The following is a 22,797-nucleotide window of genomic DNA, read 5'->3' on the forward strand; positions in this document are numbered from 1 at the left end:
ATGGTGTGTGTAATAAACCGCGCGCTTGCAAACTCCAGGATGCGGGACGACCGCGGCGGAGGAGGGCTGTCCACTGGACGACCCCGTTACCGCGCCATGCCCGTCGCCCTGATCTACGCGGCGTTGGCGGCTTTCTGGATATTGATGTCCGACGGTATCCTGCAGTGGGCGCTTGGCGACGCATCGTTCCTGTCGTCGGTCCACACGCTCAAAGGGCTCGTCTTCATCCTGGTCACCGCCTTTCTGCTCCACCGCCTCGTCCGTCGGGTCGGGGAGGCGGCGCAGTCGGAAGCGGTGCTGAGACAGGATCAGCGGCGGCTGCTGGTCATGCTTGAGAACATGCCGGTTCTTGTCGCCGCGTTCGACAGGGACCATCAGGTCGCCCTCTGGAACCGGGAGGCGGAACGCATCACCGGGTACAGCGCGTCGGAAGCGATCGGCAACCCGCGCATCATGGAACTCCTGCTGCCCGATCCGGATTACCGCCGGGCCAGCGCCGCCGAGATCGGCAGGGCGGCGCTCCGGTGCCGCGACTGGGAGCGCCAGATCACCTGCAAGGACGGCACCGTCAGGACGATCGCGGTGTCCTGCATCGCCAAGGACTTCCCGATCGCCGACTATCCCGGCGGCTGGGGCATCGGCGTCGATGTCACTGCCCGCGTCGCCCGGGAACGGGAACTGGCCGAAGCCCGGGACGAACTGGAGCATGCCCGGTCGGACGCGGTCGCCGCCCGCAATGCGGCGGAGGCGAGCAGCCGGGCCAAGTCCGATTTCCTGTCGCTGATGAGCCATGAGCTGCGGACACCCTTGACGGCCGTGATCGGCTTCGCCGATGTCATGCGGGGGGAGCTGTTCGGTCCGCTGGGCTCTCCCAAATACCACGAGTACTGCAGGGATATCGAAACCAGCGGGCATTACCTGCTGGACCTAATCGACGATATCCTGGATCTCGCCAAGGTCGAGTCGGGCCGCTACACGCTGACCGAGGGGATCGTCGATCTGGACGCCCTCGTCCGTGCTTCGATCCAGCTTCTCGGCGACCGTCCTGCCCGCAAGCGGATCGTCCTGAACACGCGGGTCGAACGCACCCTCAAGATCCAAGGCGACGAGCGGGCGCTGAAGCAGGTGCTGATCAACCTGCTGACCAATGCGGTCAAATACACCCCTGTCGGCGGGCTGATCGAGTTGACGGCAGGGATCGGTCCGTCGAACGAACTGGAACTGGTCGTCAGCGATACCGGCATCGGCATTCCGGAAGCCGAACTGTCACTGGTCCAGGAGCCCTTCGCCCAGGCCAGCAACTCCCACAGCGCCGGCGAAGATGGAACGGGCCTTGGCCTGTCGATCGTCCGGACGCTGGTGGAACTGCATGGCGGCAGCCTGTCGATCGAAAGCGACCTGGGACGCGGCACCCGCGTCCGCGTCAGCGTCCCGGCGACGCGAGTCCTGTCGTCGGCGGCTTGAGCGCTGGCGCAGCGCTATACCAGGGGCCTTTAAGATTGACCGGTGAGCTCCGGCAAAGATGTCGGGCTGAAGAGGCCCGACCTACAAAAGCAACCTCGGGCAAAAGCACGCTCACGTAGGTCGGGCCTCTTCAGCCCGACATTTAACGCTCCGGACCGGTCAATGTTTAGTAACCCTGGTATTAGAGCACCTCCGTAAACGGCATGTACTCGACCATGGAGCCGCTCTCCAGGCGCGTGATCTCTTCTGAAAGGACGACCAGTCCGTCGGATCCGACCATGGACGAGAGGATGCCGGCGCCGTCGCGGGGGAACTTCGTCGCGACAAGGGTGCCGCCGGGGTCCCGCCGTAAACAGACGCGGACGAATTCGCGCCGGCCTTCCTTCTTCTTGTAGTCGAAATCGGAGCGGACCCGGAACAGGGTCGGTCCGGTCACCGTTTCGCCGCCCAGGAGCTGGATCAGCGGCCTGGCAAGGCAGAAGAACGTGATCATGGCTGCGACCGGATTGCCCGGCAATCCGACGAAGGGTACCGAACGCACCTGTCCCAGCGCCACCGGACGTCCCGGCTTGATCGCGAGCCGCCAGAAATGAAGGCCGCCGCTCGCCTCGACCGCTCCTTTCACATGGTCCTCTTCCCCGGTCGAAACGCCGCCGGTCGTGACGATCAGGTCGTGCGATTTCGCCGCGGTCTCAAGGACCTGCTTCAACTCCACTGGATTGTCCCGCAGGATGCCGAAATCCGTGACGCGTCCTCCCATCTGCCGGATCAGCGCCGACAGGGTGAACCGGTTGGCGTCGTAGATGGCGCCGGGTGCCAGCGGCGAGCCCGGCTCGACCAACTCGTTGCCGGTGGAAATGATGGCGACCCGCAGCGGCGTGCGCACGGTCACGGCGGTCGATCCGACCGCCGCCAGCAATCCGACGTCCTGCGGGCGCAGCCGGCGTCCTGCGGGCAGAATCACGCTGCCGGCCATGACATCTTCCCCGGCCTTCCGCAGATTGGCGCCGCGCTTGATGCCGGGCTGGATCAGCACGCTTCCCAGCACACCGGGTCCGGATTGCTCCCGGCAATCCTCCTGCATCATGACGGTATCGAATCCGGGAGGCATCGGCGCTCCGGTGAATATGCGGACGGCGGTCCCGCACGGGTCGGGCCTGCCCGCTCCGTCGCCGGCGGCGATCCTGCCGACGATGGGGAGCACCGTGTCGCCCTCTCGCGACAAATCCTCGAACCGCACGGCGTAGCCGTCCACCGCCGAGTTGTCGTGCGGCGGCACGCTGACCGGCGATACGACGTCGCCCGCCAGTACACGCCCCAAGGAGTCGATCAAAGCCACGGACTCGGTTCCCGTGACGGCGGTCAGCCGCTCCGCCAGCAGGTCCTGGGCCGCCTCCAGCGTCATCAACGGCCCGCCGAACGCGAAGCAGTCGTCACTCAGTTGGGCCATCGGCGTCTTCTCCCAGGCTTCCGAAACAGCAGGCGCACTATGGTGCAGGACAGTAGTCGCCAACCATGTGTCCGCAACAATTCTTTCTACATCGGATCTTGGCGGCGTACCTACTGGGCTACAACCCAGTTTTCTATCCGCAGACCGGAGTAGCAGCTAAAGTCACCGACATTGTTGGTCACCAGCGTCACGTCCAGCCCAATTGCATGAGCGGCGATCAGCCTGTCCAATGCGTCACGCTTGCGATCGCGATTGGCGAGCCGCACCTGTCGATAGGACCGTGCCGCTACGACATCGAAGCCCACGACGGGGATATCCTTGATCAACTCATCCAACGCTGCCTGATTCTGCGTCTTTCTCTCACCGGATACGGCGATGCCATAGTCCAGTTCCGCATAGGTCACGGCCGACATGACGACTTCGCCGACACGACACTGCGCGAAGCGTTCGCCGACCGAAGGCGGCTGGTTTTTCATCAGGTAGATGCAGATGTTGGTGTCCAGCAGGTATTTCGGCCTCACAGTCCATCCCGCTCGGCTTGCTGATTGTCATCCCGGCCATCGGCCATGAAATCATCGGAGAACGCGCCGAATTTCTCCAGAACCCGGTCCAACTTTCGCGAAACCGGGCGTATGCGGAGTTCGTCACCGACGCGCTCGATCTCCACTTCCATGTCGTTCCGATCGAAGGCCAGGTCGGCAGGAATCCGTACTGCCTGCGAGTTCCCGTTCTTGAAGATTTTCGTAATCGGCACGACCGGCGTCTCCTGTAGTGGCCGGCTGCATTATGGTGGTAGGGTCACCTTGTGTAAACACTTGTGTGTACAGACCAGTACTGGCGGCAGGTTCTACCCACCGCCGGCATCAGTTCAGTTCCGCCCGAAGATCCGGCTTCCAGCTTCTACCCCGCCTTCCGCATGGCGATCTCGTGTCCCATGACGGCGACCTGGTCGCGCATCTTCTGAAGATGTTCCATGTCCAGGGGGAACTGGATCGTCGTCCGGCCTTTGCCGGTCGAGGCGACGCGGGCCTGCAACGGGGCACCGATGCCCTCGATGGTGATCTCGATCATTTCGCCGGCTATCACCGATAGCTCGGGAGAGAGGACGGCATGGGCGGCGGAGATCTCATGCGCCTTGCCGTTCCAGCGGATCGTCCCGGCGGTGACCTGCGCTTTGCGGTCGATGGAGTAGGACGCGAAGGTGTCGTCATCGACATCGGTGCTGCTCATCGCCCTCAGGAAAGTCTCCACCTCCCGGCTGACGCTGGTGGATTCATCCTTCAGTCCCGATGCCATCCGGGTGACGCCATCGGCGCTGTCGCCGACGGTGACGGCCTGTCCCTTGATCCTTTCCATGCTCCCGGTCACCGTATCGGCGCTCTTGGCGACGAAGTCGATGTTGCGCACCATTTCCTGCAAGGTCGCATCCTGCTCCTGAACGGCGGATACGATGCCCGAGATATAGGTGTTGGTCTCGTTGATCAGGTCGGCGATCTGGGTGATGGCACTGGCCGAGGACGAGGATACCTGCCGTACGCCAGTGATCTTCGCGCTGATTTCCTCGGTGGCCTTGGTGGTCTGCGTCGCCAGTTGCTTCACTTCGGCGGCGACGACCGCGAAGCCCTTGCCCATTTCGCCGGCGCGTGTCGCCTCGATGGTCGCGTTGAGCGCCAGGAGGTTGGTCTGGCGCGAGATGTCCCGGATAAGATCGATGACCTCGCCGATCTGCGCCGTGGTCTCCTGAAGGCGCTCGACCTCCGACCGCGCGTTCAGCGCCGCCTCGACCGCCTTGTTGACGACATCCGCGGAATTGGCGATCTGCCGGCCGATTTCCTGCGAGGTGACCAGCATTTCCTCGGACGCGCTCGCCAATGTGCCGGCGCTCTCGGATGAATGGTTGGCTTCCTCGGCAACTCCGTTCGCCATGCTCAGCGTGTCGCCGCTCTGCTTCGTCATCACGTTGGCTTCGGAGACCATGACGGTGGTCGAGGAGACGATCCGGGAGAACACGGCGCCGATGCTGGCTCCGAAGATGCCGACGAGCTGGCCCAGTTCCTCGTTTCGGCGCTGGCGCTTCCGCCGCTCTTCCTTCTGGATCTCCTCCAGGTTTCGGGCCTTGACCATGTTGGCCCTGAAGACCTGCATGGTTTCCGACATCTCGAAGACCTCGTCGCGGAAATAGGGGTCGGCGATCTCCGTTTCCAGGTTGCCGCCGGCGAGGTCCTTCATGGCGTTGGTCAGCTTGCCGACCGGCCGCACGATGCTTCGGGTTATCAGGATCGACAGGACGGCGGCCAGGATCAGGATGATGGCGGACAGGCTTGCGATCAGCGTTGTCGCGGCGGCTTCGTCGTCCCGGGCGCGCCGTACCATCTGGTCGGTCGCCGCTGAAACGTCCTCCATCAGCTCGATGACGGCTTGATCGAGGTCGTCCTCGTTCTTGCCGAGACTTTCCGCCATCAGCATCAGTTCGGTTACCGTGGACGCTCCGGTCCTGATGCCCTGCTGGCGGATCTTCGCGATGATGGTTTTCACGCCCTCTTCGTAGGCGACGTGCTTTTCCCGGATCGACTTGATGCGCGCCATGTAGCCGTCGATCTCATGGGCATCCATGGAGGCGCGGGCATCGGAAACCAGTTTTTCCAGATCGACGATTTCACCATCCATCCTGTGGGACAGCTTCTCGAACTCGGCCACCACCTTGTCGAAGTGGCTCTCCACCACCTCGACTTGGCCCTCATGAAGGATCTTCTCGAACAGGACGGCCTGCTCGAGCTGGTGCATCGTGATCTCCCGCAAGTGGTCGCTGATCGGCAGGCTTCGGTCGGCAACCTGGGTCAGTTCATGACCGATCCGCACCATGCTGGTGAAACTGACGGCGGCGACGATGCCGAGAAAGGCCAGGGACATCGCCGTCAGGATATAGATGCGGGGACCGATCCTCAGTCCGCGGATAAGGTTGAGCATGGGTATCCCTTTCAGGCGGCCGATTGCGCAGGGTTGAGCGTTTCGCGGACCGCGTTCAGCAGATCTTCGCGAGAGAACGGCTTTTCCAGCGTCCGGTCGGCCTTGCCGGCGGCGACCAGCAGGGCCTGCTTTGCGGTAACGCCGCCGGCCCCGCCGGAGACGGCCAGGATCGGCAAGCGCGGCTTGGCGGCTTTCGACTCTATGATGACCGAAGTGCCGTCCTTCCGGGGCATGACGATGTCGCAGATGACGAGATCGTAGCTATGCCCAAGGATCTTCGCGATTCCTTCCTCACCATCGAATGCCACGTCGATGGTGTGGCCGGCGATGCTCAGTACGACATTCAGCGCGTCACTGACACCCTTCATGTCCTCAATCAGAAGTATGTGGGCCATGTTAATCTACACCGCTTGGCTGGTGGGAAGATGGATGGAAAAAGTGCTGCCGTGTCCGAGCCGGCTTTGCACCGTGATGACTCCGCCGGCTTCCCGGACGATCGACTGGCTGATTGCCAGCCCCAGCCCGGTTCCCTCATCGGCCTTGGTCGTGAAGAAGACTTCGAAGATTTCCAGCTGCGTGGCTTCGTCCATGCCCCGGCCATTGTCCTCGATATCGATGCGCAGGTAATTTCCCGGTGCCAGTTGAAGGGCCTCCGCTTGCGCCGATGGGATCGTGGTCAGTGTCCATCGCATCTTCAGGTCGCCCGACCTGTCCATTGCGTCCATCGCGTTGGCGACGAAGTTGCTCAGAACTTGAAGCAGGTGGCGGGGCTTGATCGCCACGCTCAGGTCGGTTCCCTCGATGGTGCTCACGTCGTTGACCAGACGGACCGTATTGGGCAGAAGCCCTTGAACGAAATGCCCGGCTTGTGCGGCGAGAAGCGCTACCGCCGCGGTGGGCGGCTTCACCGACGGTCCGCGTGCCATGCGGATCAGGTCGGAAGTCAGGTCGAGGGCGAAATCCAGATTTTCGCGCAAGGTCGCGAGAGACTTGTCGATGTCTTCGGGCCGCAGATGCTGCCAGTCCTTCAGGACGTCCCCGATCAGCCTGATCGGTTGCAGGGCGTTCCTGATCTCGTGGTTTATCCGGGCGGTATAGCGGCCGAGGGCGGCCAGATTGTTATGTTCCTGCTCGAACCGCATCTGGCGCTGAAGCCTGCTCGCGTCCGACTGTATCCCGATGAAGGCTATCGGCCGCCCGGTGACTTCGTCCAGAACCGGAGCAAGATACAGCCGGTTGAGGAAAGTACTGCCATCGCGCCGGTAATTGGTCAGGCTGACTTCGGTCGCTTCACTCCTTGCGATGGCCGCCCTTATACGGGCGATCATGTTCGGCTCGGTCCGTGGACCTTGCAGCATCCGACAGTTCCTGCCGATGATTTCGTCCTGGCCATAGCCGGTAAGGTCGGAAAATGCCTTGTTGGCATAGACGATGTTCATGGCACCGTCCGGCTCGGATATGGTGTGGGCCACGTTGCTGGCCTCCATGGAGCGGAGCAGTGTCGTTTGACTTAGGGGCATTGCCTGTGTCCCGATTTCGGCGGACTGAGGCATGAAGGTTCTTGCCCTGGTCAACCGACTCTATAAAAAATTGCCTCAATTCCAACTTATCAAGAAACATGCCATGATTCTGTTAAGGCGAGATTCCACGAAAGGCATAAAGAAAATAGACAATTGGTAATAAAATGAAGTCTGTCTTTCGAAATTAAGGGAACGCCTTGATGTTCGGAAAGGCAGTAAACTATTTGTTTACTTTAAAAGGCGCCAAACAGAAATGCATTCTGCATCGGCGAGTGCAGAATGCATTTCGATAAGAGGTTGCATTTACTCGTTCCGGAAGTGGCACGCTGCGAAGTGCCCCGGTGCCACCGGGTCGAAGCCCGGCGTCACTTCGGCGCAGACCGCTTCCGCGCGCGGGCAGCGGGTACGGAAATAGCAGCCGCTCGGCGGCGACAGGGGGGACGGCAGGTCGCCGGTCAGGACGATCCGCCGCTTGGTCCGCTCGCGGTCAGGGTCCGGGATCGGGACCGCCGATATCAAAGCTTTCGTATAAGGATGGCGCGGGTCACGGTAGAGCGTGTCGCGGTCGGCCATCTCCGCCTGCTTGCCCAGGTAAAGCACCATGATGCGGTGACTGATGTGGCGCACGACGCTGAGGTCGTGGCTGATGAAGATCAGCGAGAGGTGGAATTCCCGCTGCAACCGCATCAACAGGTTGACGATCTGCGCCTGGATCGACACGTCCAGGGCCGAGACCGGCTCGTCGCAGACGATCAGCTTCGGGTTCAGGATCATCGCGCGGGCGATGCCGATCCGCTGGGCCTGTCCGCCACTGAATTCGTGCGGGTAGCGGTTGATCATCTCGGGCAGCAGCCCGACCTTCGCCATCATCTCCTGGATGCGGGCGCGGCGTGCGTCCCGCTTCAGCTCCGGGTGGAAAGTATGCAGCGGCTCGCCGATGATGTCGCCCACGGTCATGCGCGGGTCGAGCGAGGCCAGTGGGTCCTGGAAGATCACCTGCATGTCGCGGCGGTGGGGGCGCATGCGGGATTCCGGCAATCCGGCCAGATCCTGTCCCAGCCACGCTACCGTACCGCCGGAAGGCTCGATCAGTTTCAGGACGGCGCGGCCCAGCGTGGACTTGCCGCAGCCCGACTCGCCGACGATCCCCAGCGTTTCGCCTGGAAACAGGTCGAAGCTGACGCCATCGACGGCGCGAAGCCTGTCGGTCCCCCGGAACATGCCGCGCGGGATCGGGAAGGTGACGCTGATGTCGCGTACCGACAGGAGGGGAGCGGGATTGGAGGTCATATCGATTTCACGTATCGGCTTCACGAGGGCTGACACAGGTGGCAGGCGGCGGAGCGTGCTGCTCCGGGCAGCGGGATCAGGGCTGGGATCTCGGCGACGCAGCGGTCGAAGCGCTTGACGCAGCGATCATGGAAGCTGCATCCCGGCGGCAGGTGCTGGAGGTTGGGCGGCTGGCCGGGGATCGTCGGCAGGTCTTCCATCGTGTCGGAATCGATGCGCGGCATGCTGTTCAGCAAGGCCTGGGTATAGGGATGGCCGGGCCGGTAGAAGATATCCCGTACCTCGCCTGTTTCGATCACCCGGCCGCCATACATCACCATCACCCGGTCGGCCAGCCCGGCGATCACGCCGAGATCGTGGGTGATCAGGACGATGGAAGTGTTGAACTCCCGCTTCAGATCGCCCATTAGGTCGAGGATCGCCGCCTGGACCGTGACGTCCAGGGCGGTTGTCGGCTCGTCCGCGATCAGCAGGTCGGGACGGCACAGCAGGGCCATCGCGATCATGACGCGCTGGCGCATGCCTCCGCTGAACTCGTGCGGATACATGTCAAGGCGGCGCGACGCTTCCGGGATGCGGACGAGGTCCAGCATCTCGACCGCCCGGCGGCGGGCGGCTCCACGATCCATGCCCTTGTGCAGCCGCAGCACCTCGACCATCTGGGTGCTGACCTTCAGGTACGGGTTCAGCGAGGTCATCGGGTCCTGGAAGATCATGGAGATCTTCTCGCCCCGGATGCGGTTGAGGGCGGGAGCCGCCAGTCCCAGGATTTCCTTGCCGCGATACAGGACGCTGCCGGTGGCGCGCCCGTTGCCGGCCAGCAGGCCCATGATCGACATGAAGAGCTGGCTCTTGCCGGAGCCGGATTCCCCGACCACGCCGACAGTCTCGCCGGGCATGATATCGAAGCTGATATCGTTGACGGCGCGCACCTCGCCGTCGGGTGTCGCAAAGCCGGTCGTCAGGTTGCGTACGGATAGCAGAGGAGCCGAAGTCATAGCCATGGCGTCAGCGGTCCTTCGGGTCGAGCGCATCGCGGATGCCGTCGCCGATGAAGTTGAGCGAGAACAGTGTCACGGCCAGGAATCCCGCCGGGAAGACCAGCATCCACCACGACGATTCCATGTTGGCGGCGCCCTCGCTGATAAGGACGCCCCAACTCGTCATCGGCTCCTGGACGCCAAGTCCCAGGAAGCTCAGGAAGCTTTCCAGCAGGATCACCTTGGGCACCGTCAGCGTCATGTAGACGACGACCGGACCCAGCGTATTGGGGATGATGTGGCGCCGGATGATCGAGACGGGACGGACGCCGCCCGCCCGCGCCGCCTCGATAAACTCCTTCCGCTTGATGCTCAGCGTCTGGCCCCGGACGATGCGGGCCATGTCCAGCCATTCCACCGCCCCGATCGCGACGAAGATCAGGACGATGTTGCGGCCGAAGAACACCATCAGCAGGATCACGAAGAACATGAACGGCAGCGAATAGAGCACGTCGACCAGACGCATCATGACGCTGTCCGCCCGGCCGCCGAGATATCCCGCCGTCGCCCCGTACAGCACGCCGATCGTCAGGCTGACCGCCGTGGCGACAAGGCCGACCATCAGCGAGATCTGCCCACCGTTGAGTGTCCGGACCAGCAGGTCGCGCCCGTTGGCGTCGGTGCCGAACAAATGGCCGCCCGCCCAGTCCGGCGGCGTCATGATGGCGTCCCAGAAGATTTCGTCCAGTTCGTATGGGACCAGCAGCGGCCCGACGAAACAGGCCAGTACCACAAGCAGCAGGATTATGACGGCGGCGACGGCAGCCTTGTTGCGCAGCAAGCGCCGGCCGGCGTCGCCCCACAGGCTGCGGCCCCGGACGGTCATCGGCCTGACGGCGCCCGGCCCTGCCAAGGAGGGATCGTTCATGACCATGACGGGTCGGCCTTAATCATAGCGGACGCGTGGATCGAGCAGCCCATAGGCGAGATCGACCAGCAGGTTGAAGACGATGATCAGGACGCCGTAGAAGATCACGACCCCCATCACCAGCGTATAGTCCCGGTTAAGCGCGCCCTGGACGAAGTAGCGGCCGATGCCGGGAATGCCGAAGATCTGCTCGATAACGACCGAACCGGTGATGACCGCCGCCGTCGCCGGTCCCAGATACGAGACCACCGGCAGCAAGGCCCCCTTCAGCGCATGGCGGAAGATCGTCACCCGTTCCGGCAGGCCCTTGGCTCTGGCGGTCCGGATGAAGTTGGAGCGCAGCAGCTCGATCATGCTGGCGCGGGTCATGCGGGCGATATACGCGATCTGCGGCAGCGCCAGCGCCAGGACGGGCAGCAGCATCTGCTGCCAGCTTCCCCAGCCGCCCGTCGGCAGCCATCCCAGATGCACGCCCAGCACCAGCGTAAGCAGCGGCGCTATGACGAAGTTGGGCACGGCGATCCCGACCATCGCCGCACCCATCACGCCATAGTCCAAGCCGGAGTTCTGGCGCAGCGCCGCGAAGGCGCCCAGCGCCGTCCCGATCACCACCGCCAGCAGCATGGCGGTGCCGCCGAGCTGGAGCGACACCGGAAAACCGCTCCAGATCAGTTGGGTGACCGAAAAGTCCTTGTACTTGAACGATGGTCCGAAGTCGCCCTGGAGCACCTGCCCCAGATAACGGACGTATTGCAGCGGCAACGGCTCGTCCAGATGGTACGCGGCGGCCAGATTGCGCTCGATCTCCGCCGGCAGGGTCCGCTCCCCGTCGAACGGCCCGCCCGGCGCCAGCCGGATCAGGAAGAAGGTGATGGTCAGGATGACCAGCAGCGTCGGGATGGCGCCGAGTAACCGGCGCGCGGCATAGGTCAGCACGGTGGATGGACCTTCAGGAGCGACGGGGTTGTTGGGCCACGGCCCAACCTACCGTTAAGCGGAACTTGTAGGTTGGGCCGTGGCCCAACACCGAATTTACTTCTCGACGCGCAGGTACCGTGTCGGGTGCCAGTCCATCAGGTTGTCCTGCCAGCCCTTGACGCTGTCGGAAACCATGTGCTGCTGGGTGTAGAAGTAGATCGGGATGATCGGCATGTCGGCCAGCAGGGTCTTTTCCGCCTCGGCCAGCAGCTTGAAGCGGGCGGCGGGGTCCTTCTCGTTGGCGGCCTTGTCGGCTGCCTGATCGTAATCCTTGTTGCTGTAGCCCGCCGGATTCTGCTCGCCGATGTCGCCTCGCAGCAGTTCAAGGAAGCTATAAGGGTCTACGTAGTCGCCGATCCAGGCGGCGCGCATAACTTCGAACTGCTTCTTGTTGCGGCTTTCCAGGTAGACCTTCCACTCCTCGTTCCGGAGCGAGGTCTCGACGCCGAGGAACTGCTTCCACATCCCGGCGATGGCGATCGCGATCTTCTTGTGGTTGTCGTTGGTGTTGTATAGCAATTCGACCTTCAGCGGGTTGCTCTTGTCGAAGCCGGCATCGGCCAGGATCTTCTTGGCATCCGCTACGCGGGTCTTCTGGTCGGTCCCGGCCCAGGATACCTGCTGCTGCTCGTAGCCCGGCACGCCGGGCGGGACCCAGCCATAGGCCGGAAACTCGCCGCCCTTGGTGATCTGCTTGATCAGGATGTCGCGGTCCAGCGCCATCGCCAGCGCGTGCCGAAGCTTGGGATTGCTCTTGAACGGCTCACGCGTGACGTTGATGCCGTAGTAGTAGGTGCCGAAATAGGGCGAGTTGCGGAACTGGTCGGCCATGTTCTGCTCGAGCCAGGGGATCTGCTCCTGCGGCACGTCGTAGGTGGTGTGCAACTCGCCGGCCCGGAACTGCTTCAGCTCGGTGCCGTATTCCTCGACCGGATAGTAATAGACAATGTCGATCTGGACGCTGGCGGCATCACGGAACCTGGGGTTCTTGACCGCCTTGATATGGCCCTGCGGCACCCATTCCTGGATCGTGTAGGCGCCGTTGGTGACGATGTTTCCCGGCCGCGTCCATTCCGGCCCGAACTTTTCGATCGCCTGCCGGGGCACTGGATAGGCCGAGTGATGCATCAGCATCTGGAGGAAATAGGCCGTGGGCGCCCGCAGCGTCACCTTCAGCGTGTGGTCGTCGACCGCTTCCGCCGCAAGCCGGTCCTTGGGCATCTCGCCCTTGGTGATCTGCTCGGCATTCCGGATCGGCCACAGGATGAAGGCGTAGTTGGATGCCGTCGCCGGATCGACCATCCTTGCCCATGAATAGATGAAGTCCTTGGCCGTCAGCGGCGAACCGTCCGACCACACGGCGTCCGGACGCAGCTTGAAGGTATAGGTCAGGCCGTCGTCACTGACCTGCCAGCTTTCCGCGACGCCGGGACGAAGCGTGCCGTCGGGGCCAGGATGGACCAGTCCTTCGAAGATGTCGATCTGGATGAAGGATTCGGGCACGCCGGTCGAAATGGCCGGATCCAGCGACTCAGGTTCCGCGCCGTTGCCGCGCTTCAACACTATCTCCGCCCGAAGAGAAGCGGCCGCAGGTAAAGTCAGCGCCAAGGCAAGCCCGGCACATGTCAGGAATTTGCGAAAATTCCGCATGTCGTGAAGCTCCATGTTCATTGGGTCCGGTCAGTGCCGCCCTTGTTAACCTTAACGTAAGGCAGCGTAATCCGTGGCGGCAATGGATTTTCAATCAGACCGGTCATCTGCTTGTGAATTAGCAACTATCTTTTGCGGCGACCCGCATCTTGGACGATTCGAGCCTGTTTGGGGTTATTCAGTCATTTCATACGTTAGTGCGGTGCATGCCTCGCCGTGCAGCCTCACTGTGCAGTTTCCCAACCCCTAAGCCAGACGCCCATGCAGCCTCCGCCCGAGCCGAACTGCCCGACCCAGCACCTCTTTCACGACACCGATCCTGGTTCACCCCTGCTGGTGCCCGGCACGACCTGCTGGCGGCTGGAGCGTGCCGATCGCGTGGCCTTGATCGTGGACGCCGCCGACTACTACGCCGCCGTCAAGGCGGCGATGCGGAAGGCCAAGCGGTCGATCATCCTGCTCGGCTGGGATTTCGACACCCGCGTCGAGCTGGAAAAGGACCCGCTGGACCCGAAATTTCCCAACCGGCTCGGCGACTTCCTGGAACGGCTGGTGGCCGATAATGCTCAACTAGAGATCCACGTCCTGAAATGGGACTTCTCGATGATCTTCGCGCTGGAGCGGGAGATCTTCCCGACCGCGCTGATGGACATGATCACCGATCCGCGCGTCACCTTCCGCGTCGATGGGGAACATCCGGCCGGCGCCTGCCATCACCAGAAGCTGGTGGTGATCGACGATGCGCTGGCGTTCTGCGGCGGCATCGACATCACGGCTAACCGCTGGGATACGCGCGACCATATCGACCACGACACCCGCCGGCGGCGGCCCAACGGCGACCTTTACGATCCGTTCCACGACATGATGATGGCGGTGGACGGCCCGGCCGCCGCCGCCCTGGGAGAACTGGCGCGCTACCGCTGGCGGCGCGGCACCGGCGAAGCGCCGATTCCGCCGGTCACCAGCCCGTCGGACCCTTGGCCCGACCACCTCGCCGCTGACTTCGAGAACGTCGAGGTCGGCATCGCGCGGACCTTTCCCCGCCACAACGAGCAGGCCGAAGTGCTGGAGGTGGAAGCCCTCTACACCGCCTCGATCGCGGCGGCCCGGCACAGCATCTACATCGAGAGCCAGTATTTCACGGCGGAATGCGTTGGTCAGGCCCTTTTGGCCCGGCTGGGCGACCCGGACGGCCCGGAGATCGTCGTGGTGACCCCGAAGAACTGTCCCGGCTGGCTGGAGGAGGAACTGATGGGCCGGGCGCGCCGGCATCTGGTCAACCGCCTGCGGAACGCCGATACCCACGGCAAGTTCGGGATCTACGGAGCGGTCACCCCGACCGGCGTTCCGGTCACGATCCATTCCAAGACGGTGGTGATCGACGACCGGCTGGTCCGGATCGGCTCCAGCAACCTCAACAACCGGTCGATGGGCTTCGACACGGAATGCGACCTCGCGGTGGAGGTCGTCGCGGGCGCGCCGGACGAGGAAGCCCGGCGTGCCGCCATCGTCCGCTACCGCGACGGGCTGCTGGCCGAGCACCTGGGCCTGCCGCCCGAGCAGGTCGCCGCCAAGCTGGCGGAGACCGGTTCGATGATCCGGACGATCGAGCATTTCCACGATCCCGAGCGTCGCCGGCTGGAACCTGTCAGGGTTAACGAAGTTGACGGTGTCGATACTTTCATCGCCGAGACCCATCTGTTCGATCCCGAACGCCCGATTACCGCCGAGGAACTGACCCGCCAGATCATGCCCGATCTTGAAAAACCAACGCCCAAGCTGAAGTTCGGCATGGTGGTGGCGCTGGTGGCGCTTCTGCTGGTGGGGCTTGCCGCCCTGTGGCGCTTCACCGATCTCAGCGAACTGGCGACGGTGGACGGCATCCTGGACTGGGCGCAGAGCTTGGCGGCGATGCCGCTGGGGCCTCTGGTCGCGGTAGCGGTCTATGTCGCCGGCGGGTTCGTCATGTTCCCGGTCATGGTGCTGATCGCGGCTACGGCCATCGCGTTCGGGCCGCTGCTGGGGTTCCCCACGGCGCTGGCCGGCTGCCTTGCCAGTGCGGCGGCGCTGTTCTGGGTCGGGCGGTTGGGCGGTCAGCGATGGGTCAGGCGGTTTGGCGGGCGGTTCGTCAACAAGGTAAGCCGGAAGCTGTCGGATCAGGGTATTCTGGCGGTCGCGGTGATCCGCGTCATACCCGCAGCACCCTTCAGCGTGGTGAATGTGGTGGCGGGCGCGTCCCATCTGCGGTTCACTGACTACATGATCGGGACGGCGTTGGGCATGGCGCCCGGTACGCTGGCCTTCAGCCTGCTGGGCAGCCAGCTGGAGCGGACGCTAAGGGAGCCGTCGGCCGCCAGCATCGCGATCGCGGTCGGGATCGCGGTGGTAGCCGCCAGCCTGGGCTGGGTCGCCAACAAGCTGCTCGGCCGCAAGGCCGGCGGGACTGATAAAGCAACGGCAAGAGCGGGGTAAGGATAGCGTGGCTGATTTGCCAGACAACACTGATACCGAGTCTGACGCCGAGGGCGTCGACGTACGCGACGAGCGGCCGGGCGAAGCGCCGGCCGGGCTGAGTTCCTTTCGGATCGCGACCTACAACGTCCATAGCTGCGTCGGCATCGACGCCAAGTTCGCGCCCAGCCGAATCGCCGCCGTCGTCAAGGCGTTGGAGGCCGATGTGGTCGGGCTTCAGGAGGTCGGGTGGCACCACAGGGGCGAGGTCGGCCTGGACCAGTTCGAGTACCTGTCGCGCGAGACCGGCATGAAGGCCTGGCCCGGCCCGACCAAGCACCATGAGCGCGCCCATTACGGCAATGCGCTGCTGAGCCGGCTGCCGGTGCTGGAGGTCCGTCCGATGGACTTGTCGCTGCCCCACCGCGAACCGCGCGGCGCCATCGACGCCGATATCCAGGTCGGCGACAAGGTGGTCCGAGTGATCGTGGCCCATCTCGGGCTCGACCCGTGGGAGCGCAACGCCCAGATCACCCGCGTCCTTCACACCATAGAGCGCGGCCCCGAGCGGCCGACCGTCTTCATGGGCGACCTGAACGAGTGGCGGCCCCGGTCGCCCCGGATCAAGCGGCTGATGCACAGCTTCGCCGACTGCGCCGCCCCTCGCAGCTTTCATGTCCGGATGCCCACCTTGCGGCTGGACCGCATCTTCGTGTCGGAAGGGCTGGTGCTGTCGAACTACGACGTCGTCAAGACGGTCCTGACCAAGCGGGCGTCGGACCATCTGCCGGTCCGCGCGACCGTTGCCTTGAAGAACTGACGGAGTCGGTGGCCGTATCTTGACCGACCGAATCCGCCGCTTAGGCATGACCGCCGCGCGCTTCGCCCTGTCGGGAGCGCTGCTCTGGCTGCTGCTGAGCCAGACCGACGCCTCGGCCCTGATGGCACGCGCGGCGGCGATCGATCCGCGCTGGCTGGCCGCCGCCTTCGCGCTGACCGTCGTGCAGGTCGTCCTGATCTCGTGGCGCTGGGCCGTCATCATGGCGGGCCTGGACGCCTCCATCGGGACGATGCGGGCGCTGAGGATCAACCTGGCGGCGTTCTTCCTGGGGCAGGCGCTGCCGACCTCCATCGCGGGCGACGCGTGGCGGGTCCTGAAGATCCGGAGCCTTGGCTTCGGCATCGGGACCGGCGTGCGCGGCGTCCTGATCGACCGGACGACGGCGATGATCGGGCTGGTGCTGGTCGTGCTGGTGACGGCGCCGCTGCTGCTGGCCCGCATGCCGGACCCGGCGATGCGGTGGAGCGTGGCGGCGGGCCTGGGATTGGGGGCCGCCTTGCTGGCGCTGGCGCTGTCGGCGGACCGGCTGTCGGGGCGCTGGGCTTCCGGCAGGCTGAGCGGAGTGGCCGAGTTCGGCCGGGCGGTGCGCGGGCTGCTGAGCCGTCCGGTCACCGCCATCCCCATCGTAGGCGTCTCGGTCATGGTCCACCTGCTGGCGGGGGCGACCATGTGGCTGATCGCCGGCAGCCTGGGGTTACCGGTCGGGCTGGTCGACTGCCTCGTCCTAATGCCGCCGATCGTGCTGGTGGCCGGGATGCCGCTGTCGATCGCCGGCTGGGGGTTGCGGGAAGGCGCCGTCGTCGCCGTCTTCGCGTTGGTCGGCGTGCCGATGGACGGCGCCTTGCTGATGTCGGTCCTGCTGGGCCTGCTGCTCCTGCTGGTCAGCCTGCCTGGCGGGCTGGTGCTTGCGTTCCCGGAACCGGGACCCGGTCAGGCGGCGCCGCGCCGGATCCGGTAGGTGAAGACGCCTTCGGCCTGGGTATGCTCCACCAGTTCGTGCGCCGTGGTGTTGCAGAAGTGCCTGAAGTCGATCACCGAGGCCGGATCGGTGACCAGCACGATCAGTTCCTCGCCTTCCGCCATGTGGTCGAGCTGACGGCGGGTGCGCAGGATCGGGAGCGGACAATGCAAGCCCCGAACGTCCAGTTCCCGTGCCATGGATTTCCCTCTTACGCGATCTGTGTTCGAAGGGGAGTGTAGCCTAGTTCGGCACCGCGAACACGGCCCGGCCGCTCATGCCTGCCAACAACTCGCCTGGACGGCTCGCGACCTTGCCGAAGACCTTGATCGACTGGCTGACCGGATCGATCCGGGCGGACAGGCGCGTCACCTCCGCGTCGAAGGTCTTGCCGGTTTCCTCGATCAGCACCTTGAACTTGTTGCCGGGCGTCAGCCAGACCAGCCAGCGAGACGGAACGATCATCTCGACCTCCAGGTCGTGGTCGTCCAGGATCTCCAGCAACTCCTTGCCTTCGCTGACATATTCGTAGCGCCGGACCTTCATTTCCGCGACCCGGCCGGGGAAGGGGGCGGTGACCACGCAGCGCTCCACCATGATGCGCGTCATGGCGGTCTCTGCCTCGGCGGCGCTGAGCTGGGCGGCGGCCGCTTCCAGTTCCAGGGTGCTGACGGACCCCAGCTTGTCGAGGCGGGAATTGACCTCGTAGGCCTTGCGGGCAGCCTGCTGCTGGGCCGTCGCCTTGTTGAGGCGGGCGCGGTGGGGGGCACAGTCGAAGCCGACCAGCTTCTGGCCTTCCTTGAAGCGATCGCCCTCGCGCATGGTCAGATCGTCAATCTTCCCCGGCAGCTCCGACGCCAGCATCGTGCTCCGGCGCGGGCTGATCTGAGCCCGGATCTCCGGCACGCCGGACCCCAGGCCCGATGGATCGGACATCTGGGCCGGTGCTGGAACTGCCGCCGTCAGCAGGGCGGCGGCAAGCGGATAGGCGAACCACCTGACCTTGCGCACAGTGTTACCTGAAGTTGGAGATGAGGGGCTTGCGGTTCGGATTGCTCTTGCGGCTGGTCGGGACGAGGGCGGGCTGAGCCTGTTCCATCGAGACGGGAACTATCCCGGCAGCGGGAGTCACGATTTCAACGGGTTCGACCTTGGCGGCGGGTGCTTCCGTCTGGACCGGTTCGGCCTTGGCGACGGGCGTGACCGTTTCGACGGACGTGACGGTTTCGACGGGTTCGACCGCGATCGGCGCAGCGGCTGGTGCCGGTGCCAGAACGACAGGGGCCGCCGGTGCGGGAGCCGGTGCCGCTACCGCTACCGGAACCGGCGCCGGAGGCATCCACTGGCCTGACTGCCAGTTCGCGTTCATCTCCCCGAAAGCCGCAGACAGCGCCTTGATGTCGTGGCCCTGCACCTCGGCCGGCAGCGGGTCCAGACCGAGCGAGACCATCAGGTTGGCCGTGGCCGCCTGCACGTCCGCATAGGCGCGGTCGCGCGACAGCTCCGACGAAATGGCCGAAGCGGCGGCACGGACCCGCTCCAGCACGTTCTGGGCCTCGCCGGCCTCGGCGTTCCTGGTGTTGTCGAAGATGCGCTGCTCGATCGAGTTGAGCAGGTCGGCCTGCTCGAAGTTGCGGCGTGCCCGCTGGTATTGCTGATAGCCGACATGGACCTGGGTCAAAGTCGCCATGCTGAGCGCCAGACGGCGGGTTTCGCCGAGTTCCTGCTGGGCTTCGGCGGCCGCGATCGATGCCGGTCCCGACAGCAGCGTCAGCAGGTTCCAGCTTACCCGCAATCCCGCTTCCGCCCAGAAGTTGTTCTGTACGTAGGAGTTGCTGTCGTAGTTGCCGCTGCCGGTAAAGGTCAGGCCGGGCAGCAGGCGCAGGATCGCCTTCCGCACTTCCGCCGAGCTGATCCGTTGCTGGTACTGCTCTTCCCGCAGTTCCGGCCGGTTGGTCAGCGCCGCCGACTCCATCTCCTCGAGCGTCAGCTTGACCGGTGGCACATCGCGCTTGAACCCTTGAGGCAGCGCCAGCGTGAAGGGCTGTCCGGGCTGAAGGTTCATCAAAGCACGAAGCTGCGCCTTGGCGATGGCAAGGTCCTGCTCGACCGATTCGAGCTGGCGCATGATCTCGATCACGGCCTTCTGGTAGCGCAGGACTTCCAACGGCGGCCGCAGGCGCTGCTGCTCGACCGCGCGGGCGTCGGCCAGCGCGCTGCGCGCTTCCTCCAGCACGGGGGCGATGGCCGCCTGGATACGTTCCCCGGAGACCGCCTGCCAGTAGGCGGAGCGCACCTGCTGGGCCACGGAGTGGAGCACCCGGCGGCGGCGCTCGTCGGCGACCAGGGTGCGGTCGGCCTGCTGGCGCGCCTGATAATAGCTGACGCCGAAATCCAGCACGTTCCATGACATGGTCAGGTCAGCGGTGGCGCGTTCCTGGTCCTGGCTGACCGAGGGATCGGTGGACCGGACTCCGGTCCGCGTGTTCTCGCTGACGGTCAGGTTCTCGTTCGACCGGGCGGTGCCGCCGGCCGATGCCGCCAGCTTGGGCAGCATGTCGTAACGGGTCAGGTCGAGCTGCCGGTTTTGCAGCGCCTGATCCATCGCGGTCAGACGGAAGTCGTAATTGTACTTGATGGCGCGGGCGATCGCCTCTTCCAGGGAGATCGGGCCGGTTACCGGTTCCTGGTTTTCGAACAGGTGCTTGCGATCAGCGGAGATCAGCACCGCCCGCTCTTCCGGCGTGATGGATTCGGGGGTCAGGGCACAGCCAGCTGCCGAGATCATTACGAAGGCCAATGCCGCATGTCGTAAATGCTTCTTGCCAGGCTGAAGACGCGCTGCCTTTTTCATCGTAATGACGTCGTGCATAGTATCCCCATAAAGCCGTTATCCCCGGCCTGAATAATCTTAGGCATTACACCTTAAGAAATATATACTCAACTTAGGGAGTATCGTCCATCCGGTATGAAATCCGTTCAGCGGAATAACGTTAAAAATTGTCATGAAATGTCATTATGTGTTGTGTTCGCAACACTGTGACAATGTTGGAAACGCCGGGAAACACCGGGAACCGGGGGACACCGATCCGTTCGACCGGATCGATCCCCCCCCGTTAGGCGAGGTCTCAGGCCGCCTTGTCGGTTTCGTCGATGCCTGCCGCCTTCAGCAGACTTTCGAGCAAGGCTAGTCCTTCGGCCATGAAGCCGTTCTGTCCGCTTGCCGCCTTGAGCTGCGCCGTCAGCGACGGCCTGCCCAGAAGCGGAGCTTGGGCGGTCTGCCGGTCGGCAGGACGGCCGGCATCGGTTCTCTGCTGCCCGGCGTTGTTTTGCCCATCCTGACCTTCGCCGGCCGGCTGATCGCCGTTTTCATTGACGTCCAGCTTGAAGTTGACCGTGGCCTCCGATCCGGCGTTGTCGCGGGCCGTCACCTTGATCTGGAGGTCCTGCTTTTCACCTTCCGGCGGCTTGCCGCTGAAGGTACCGGTGCCGGCATCGAATTTCAGCCAGGACGGCAAGGGCGAGCCGTCTTCCAGGGTCGCCTGGATGGTCACGACGGCATTGGGGTCGGTGTGTCCGAAGACCCCGGACGGGATCTTGAAGCTGTCTCCCGAGGTGCCGCCGACCTGCTGGGACGCTACTTCCGAGCGGACGGTGAGGCCCGTGCTGATGGCGCCGCCCTCCGAAGAGAGGCCGGTCCCAGTCGCGCTGCCGATGCCGGCGCCTGCTCCGTTACTGCTGCCGGCGGTCGACGGGCCGACGCTGATCAGAGACGATTGACTGGCCGGTAGGCTGATCGAGTTGAGCGACGAGCTGTTGCTTGACGCCGTGTTGCCGGATGGGGTTGTCGAAACCTGGGGTGCCGTCGTGGTGAGCGTCGGCGTAATGATATCGGGGCTTGCCGGTGTCGAAGGCGAGTTCGAGTTCGAGTTCGAAGATGAATTTGAACCCAGGGACGAATTCGAGCTCGAAGATGAACTCGAACCCAAGGACGAATTCGAGTTCAACGAATTCGAAGAGAAGCTCGAAACTGGATTCGACGAAGTCGAAGTCAAGATGTTCGTTGAGCTGGTCGGCGTGAAGAGCGGCAGGATGATCGGCGCGGTCGGGGTCGTCGGCGTCACATCGGTTGTCGTGGGCGCGGTGGGGGTTGGCGTCGTGGGCGTAACCGGCGGCGGCGGCGGTGCCGCCACCGTATCCTCAGCGCCCTTGATCGTGACCGTCAGCACGGCGGTATCGGTCAGAGCCCCGTTCGAGACGGTATAGTTGAAGCTCTCGGACAAGCTGGCGTCGGCGCCGAGGGCATTGACGGCTGCATTGTCGTTGTTCACGGCATAGGTGTATGTGCCATCCGCCTTCAGCGTCAGGGAACCGTACAGCCCGGCAAGGGCCGTTCCGACGCTGCCGGCATTCCCGCTTCCTTCGATCGCGCCCAGCCGCACCCCGGCAACCGTCCGGGTCAGGCCGGTGTCGGCATCGGTGTCGTTGGTCAGCACGTTGCCGGTGGCATTGCTGCCGGCCGTCCCGTTGGAAATGCCGCCGGCTTCCAGGGCGCTGCCGGTATCGTTCGCGGCGATGGGGGCATCCACGGTCCCAGCGACCGCGACGCTCAGCGTCGTGCTGCTCGTGACCCTGCCGTCCGACGCGGTGACGGTGAAGCTTTCGCCCGTCGCGGCGTTCGTCGCATTGATGGCGACACCGTTGGGGACGAGGACGAAGGCGCCGGTAGCACTGTTGACGTGGAGCGTCCCATAGACGCCGGTCCGGGACACGTCGTAAGTGATGCCATCCGACGTGAAGGCGCCGCCGGTAATGCCGCCATCGATGCCGAAGGTCAGTCCGTCGGTGTCGGTATCGGACGCGGCGAGGCTGCCGGCGCGGTTGGCGAAGGTATCGGCCCTGGCGGTATCCGCGAAGGTGAGGACGGCGGGGGACGCCAGCGACGGAGCCGTGTTGGCGACACCGGATCTGGCCGAGGCGCTGGTCTGGGTCGTGCTGCCGTTTGCGTCGTTGGCGGTGACGACGACGCGGACGAACTTATGCGCATCCGCCGACGACAGCGCGTATGTGGCGGCGGTTGCCCCGGTGATGGCGGTCTCGCCGGTGCCGGCGGCGTCGGTGGCGCGGTACCATTGGTAACTATAGGTCACTGTATCGCTGTCGGTGTCGCTCCAGGTGCCGGTGCTGGCCGACAGGGTCCCGCCGACGGCAGCGGTTCCGGAAATGGTCGGGACCGCCGAGTTGACCGGGGCGGTGTTGGCGATCAGCGATCGGGTGGACTCGGCGGTCTGGGTCGAGCTGCCGTTGGCGTCGTTAGCGG

The 22,797-nt window shown here is 64.3% G+C and carries 19 protein-coding genes; 4 read left to right on the forward strand and 15 right to left on the reverse strand.

Translation table 11 applies throughout. The features are described from left to right. The first annotated feature begins 39 nt into the window (after positions 1-39). Entirely contained in the window at positions 40-1,464 is a 1,425-nt protein-coding gene (locus tag N826_RS40555) for a PAS domain-containing sensor histidine kinase (RefSeq protein ID WP_169789422.1), read from the forward strand. A 181-nt stretch (positions 1,465-1,645) separates the two neighbouring features. On the opposite strand, the gene N826_RS27335 is transcribed toward N826_RS40555, so the two are convergent. The 11 genes from N826_RS27335 to N826_RS27385 all read right to left on the reverse strand — a co-directional run bounded on the left by N826_RS27335 (position 1,646) and on the right by N826_RS27385 (position 13,227). Next, entirely contained in the window at positions 1,646-2,914 is a 1,269-nt protein-coding gene (locus N826_RS27335; RefSeq protein WP_044433998.1) for a molybdopterin molybdotransferase MoeA, read from the reverse strand. 110 nt (positions 2,915-3,024) lie between these two features. Further along, the gene (locus N826_RS27340) at positions 3,025-3,435 is read right to left on the reverse strand and encodes a type II toxin-antitoxin system VapC family toxin (protein WP_084721228.1); all 411 of its coding nucleotides are present in this window, start codon (positions 3,433-3,435) and stop codon (positions 3,025-3,027) included. Next, complete coding sequence (locus tag N826_RS27345; RefSeq protein ID WP_044434000.1) at positions 3,432-3,668, reverse strand: antitoxin; 237 nt, start codon at positions 3,666-3,668, stop codon at positions 3,432-3,434. The genes N826_RS27340 and N826_RS27345 overlap by 4 nt, the downstream gene beginning before the upstream one ends. A gap of 146 nt (positions 3,669-3,814) precedes the next feature. Further along, the gene (locus tag N826_RS27350; protein ID WP_044434002.1) at positions 3,815-5,881 is read right to left on the reverse strand and encodes a methyl-accepting chemotaxis protein; all 2,067 of its coding nucleotides are present in this window, start codon (positions 5,879-5,881) and stop codon (positions 3,815-3,817) included. An 11-nt stretch (positions 5,882-5,892) separates the two neighbouring features. After that, on the reverse strand, positions 5,893-6,276 hold the full coding sequence (locus tag N826_RS27355) for a response regulator (RefSeq protein ID WP_044434003.1): 384 nt from the start codon (positions 6,274-6,276) through the stop codon (positions 5,893-5,895). A gap of 6 nt (positions 6,277-6,282) precedes the next feature. Next, positions 6,283-7,401, reverse strand: a complete 1,119-nt coding sequence (locus tag N826_RS27360) for a two-component system sensor histidine kinase NtrB (protein ID WP_169789423.1) — start codon at positions 7,399-7,401, stop codon at positions 6,283-6,285. A gap of 303 nt (positions 7,402-7,704) precedes the next feature. After that, positions 7,705-8,691, reverse strand: a complete 987-nt coding sequence (locus N826_RS27365; RefSeq protein WP_044434007.1) for an ABC transporter ATP-binding protein — start codon at positions 8,689-8,691, stop codon at positions 7,705-7,707. Positions 8,692-8,711: 20 nt separating this feature from the next. After that, positions 8,712-9,695 carry an ABC transporter ATP-binding protein gene (locus N826_RS27370; RefSeq protein ID WP_308518129.1) on the reverse strand — a complete coding sequence of 328 codons (984 nt, stop codon included), beginning with the start codon at positions 9,693-9,695 and terminating at the stop codon, positions 8,712-8,714. A gap of 4 nt (positions 9,696-9,699) precedes the next feature. Beyond that, on the reverse strand, positions 9,700-10,599 hold the full coding sequence (locus tag N826_RS27375) for an ABC transporter permease subunit (protein ID WP_044434052.1): 900 nt from the start codon (positions 10,597-10,599) through the stop codon (positions 9,700-9,702). 18 nt (positions 10,600-10,617) lie between these two features. Further along, a complete protein-coding gene (gene oppB / locus N826_RS27380; protein WP_044434010.1) occupies positions 10,618-11,535 on the reverse strand; it encodes an oligopeptide ABC transporter permease OppB in 918 nt (305 codons plus the stop codon). 96 nt (positions 11,536-11,631) lie between these two features. Then, entirely contained in the window at positions 11,632-13,227 is a 1,596-nt protein-coding gene (locus N826_RS27385; RefSeq protein WP_044434054.1) for a peptide ABC transporter substrate-binding protein, read from the reverse strand. Positions 13,228-13,488: 261 nt separating this feature from the next. Between N826_RS27385 and N826_RS27390 the strand changes: the two genes are divergently transcribed. Genes N826_RS27390 through N826_RS27400 form a run of 3 tightly spaced genes read left to right on the forward strand, consistent with a single transcriptional unit; the run spans position 13,489 to position 17,477 of the window. Then, a complete protein-coding gene (locus N826_RS27390; RefSeq protein ID WP_044434012.1) occupies positions 13,489-15,699 on the forward strand; it encodes a VTT domain-containing protein in 2,211 nt (736 codons plus the stop codon). 7 nt (positions 15,700-15,706) lie between these two features. After that, positions 15,707-16,498 (forward strand): endonuclease/exonuclease/phosphatase family protein, encoded by a 792-nt coding sequence (locus N826_RS27395; RefSeq protein ID WP_052832146.1) that lies wholly within the window; start codon positions 15,707-15,709, stop codon positions 16,496-16,498. Positions 16,499-16,517: 19 nt separating this feature from the next. Then, the gene (locus tag N826_RS27400) at positions 16,518-17,477 is read left to right on the forward strand and encodes a lysylphosphatidylglycerol synthase transmembrane domain-containing protein (protein WP_147040183.1); all 960 of its coding nucleotides are present in this window, start codon (positions 16,518-16,520) and stop codon (positions 17,475-17,477) included. On the opposite strand, the gene N826_RS27405 is transcribed toward N826_RS27400, so the two are convergent. The 4 genes from N826_RS27405 to N826_RS27420 form a co-directional block, all read right to left on the reverse strand. After that, positions 17,450-17,677 (reverse strand): sulfurtransferase TusA family protein, encoded by a 228-nt coding sequence (locus tag N826_RS27405; protein WP_044434016.1) that lies wholly within the window; start codon positions 17,675-17,677, stop codon positions 17,450-17,452. The genes N826_RS27400 and N826_RS27405 overlap by 28 nt on opposite strands. Positions 17,678-17,720: 43 nt before the next feature. Beyond that, positions 17,721-18,488, reverse strand: a complete 768-nt coding sequence (locus tag N826_RS27410) for an efflux RND transporter periplasmic adaptor subunit (protein WP_052832148.1) — start codon at positions 18,486-18,488, stop codon at positions 17,721-17,723. Positions 18,489-18,492: 4 nt separating this feature from the next. Continuing rightward, a complete protein-coding gene (locus tag N826_RS27415; RefSeq protein ID WP_052832150.1) occupies positions 18,493-20,265 on the reverse strand; it encodes a TolC family protein in 1,773 nt (590 codons plus the stop codon). Between the two features lie 340 nt (positions 20,266-20,605). Further along, positions 20,606-22,797: VCBS domain-containing protein (locus N826_RS27420; RefSeq protein ID WP_044434018.1), on the reverse strand; the 2,192-nt coding region annotated here is incomplete at its 5' end.

This window comes from Skermanella aerolata KACC 11604 (genome assembly GCF_000936425.1).
GTDB lineage: Bacteria > Pseudomonadota > Alphaproteobacteria > Azospirillales > Azospirillaceae > Skermanella > Skermanella aerolata.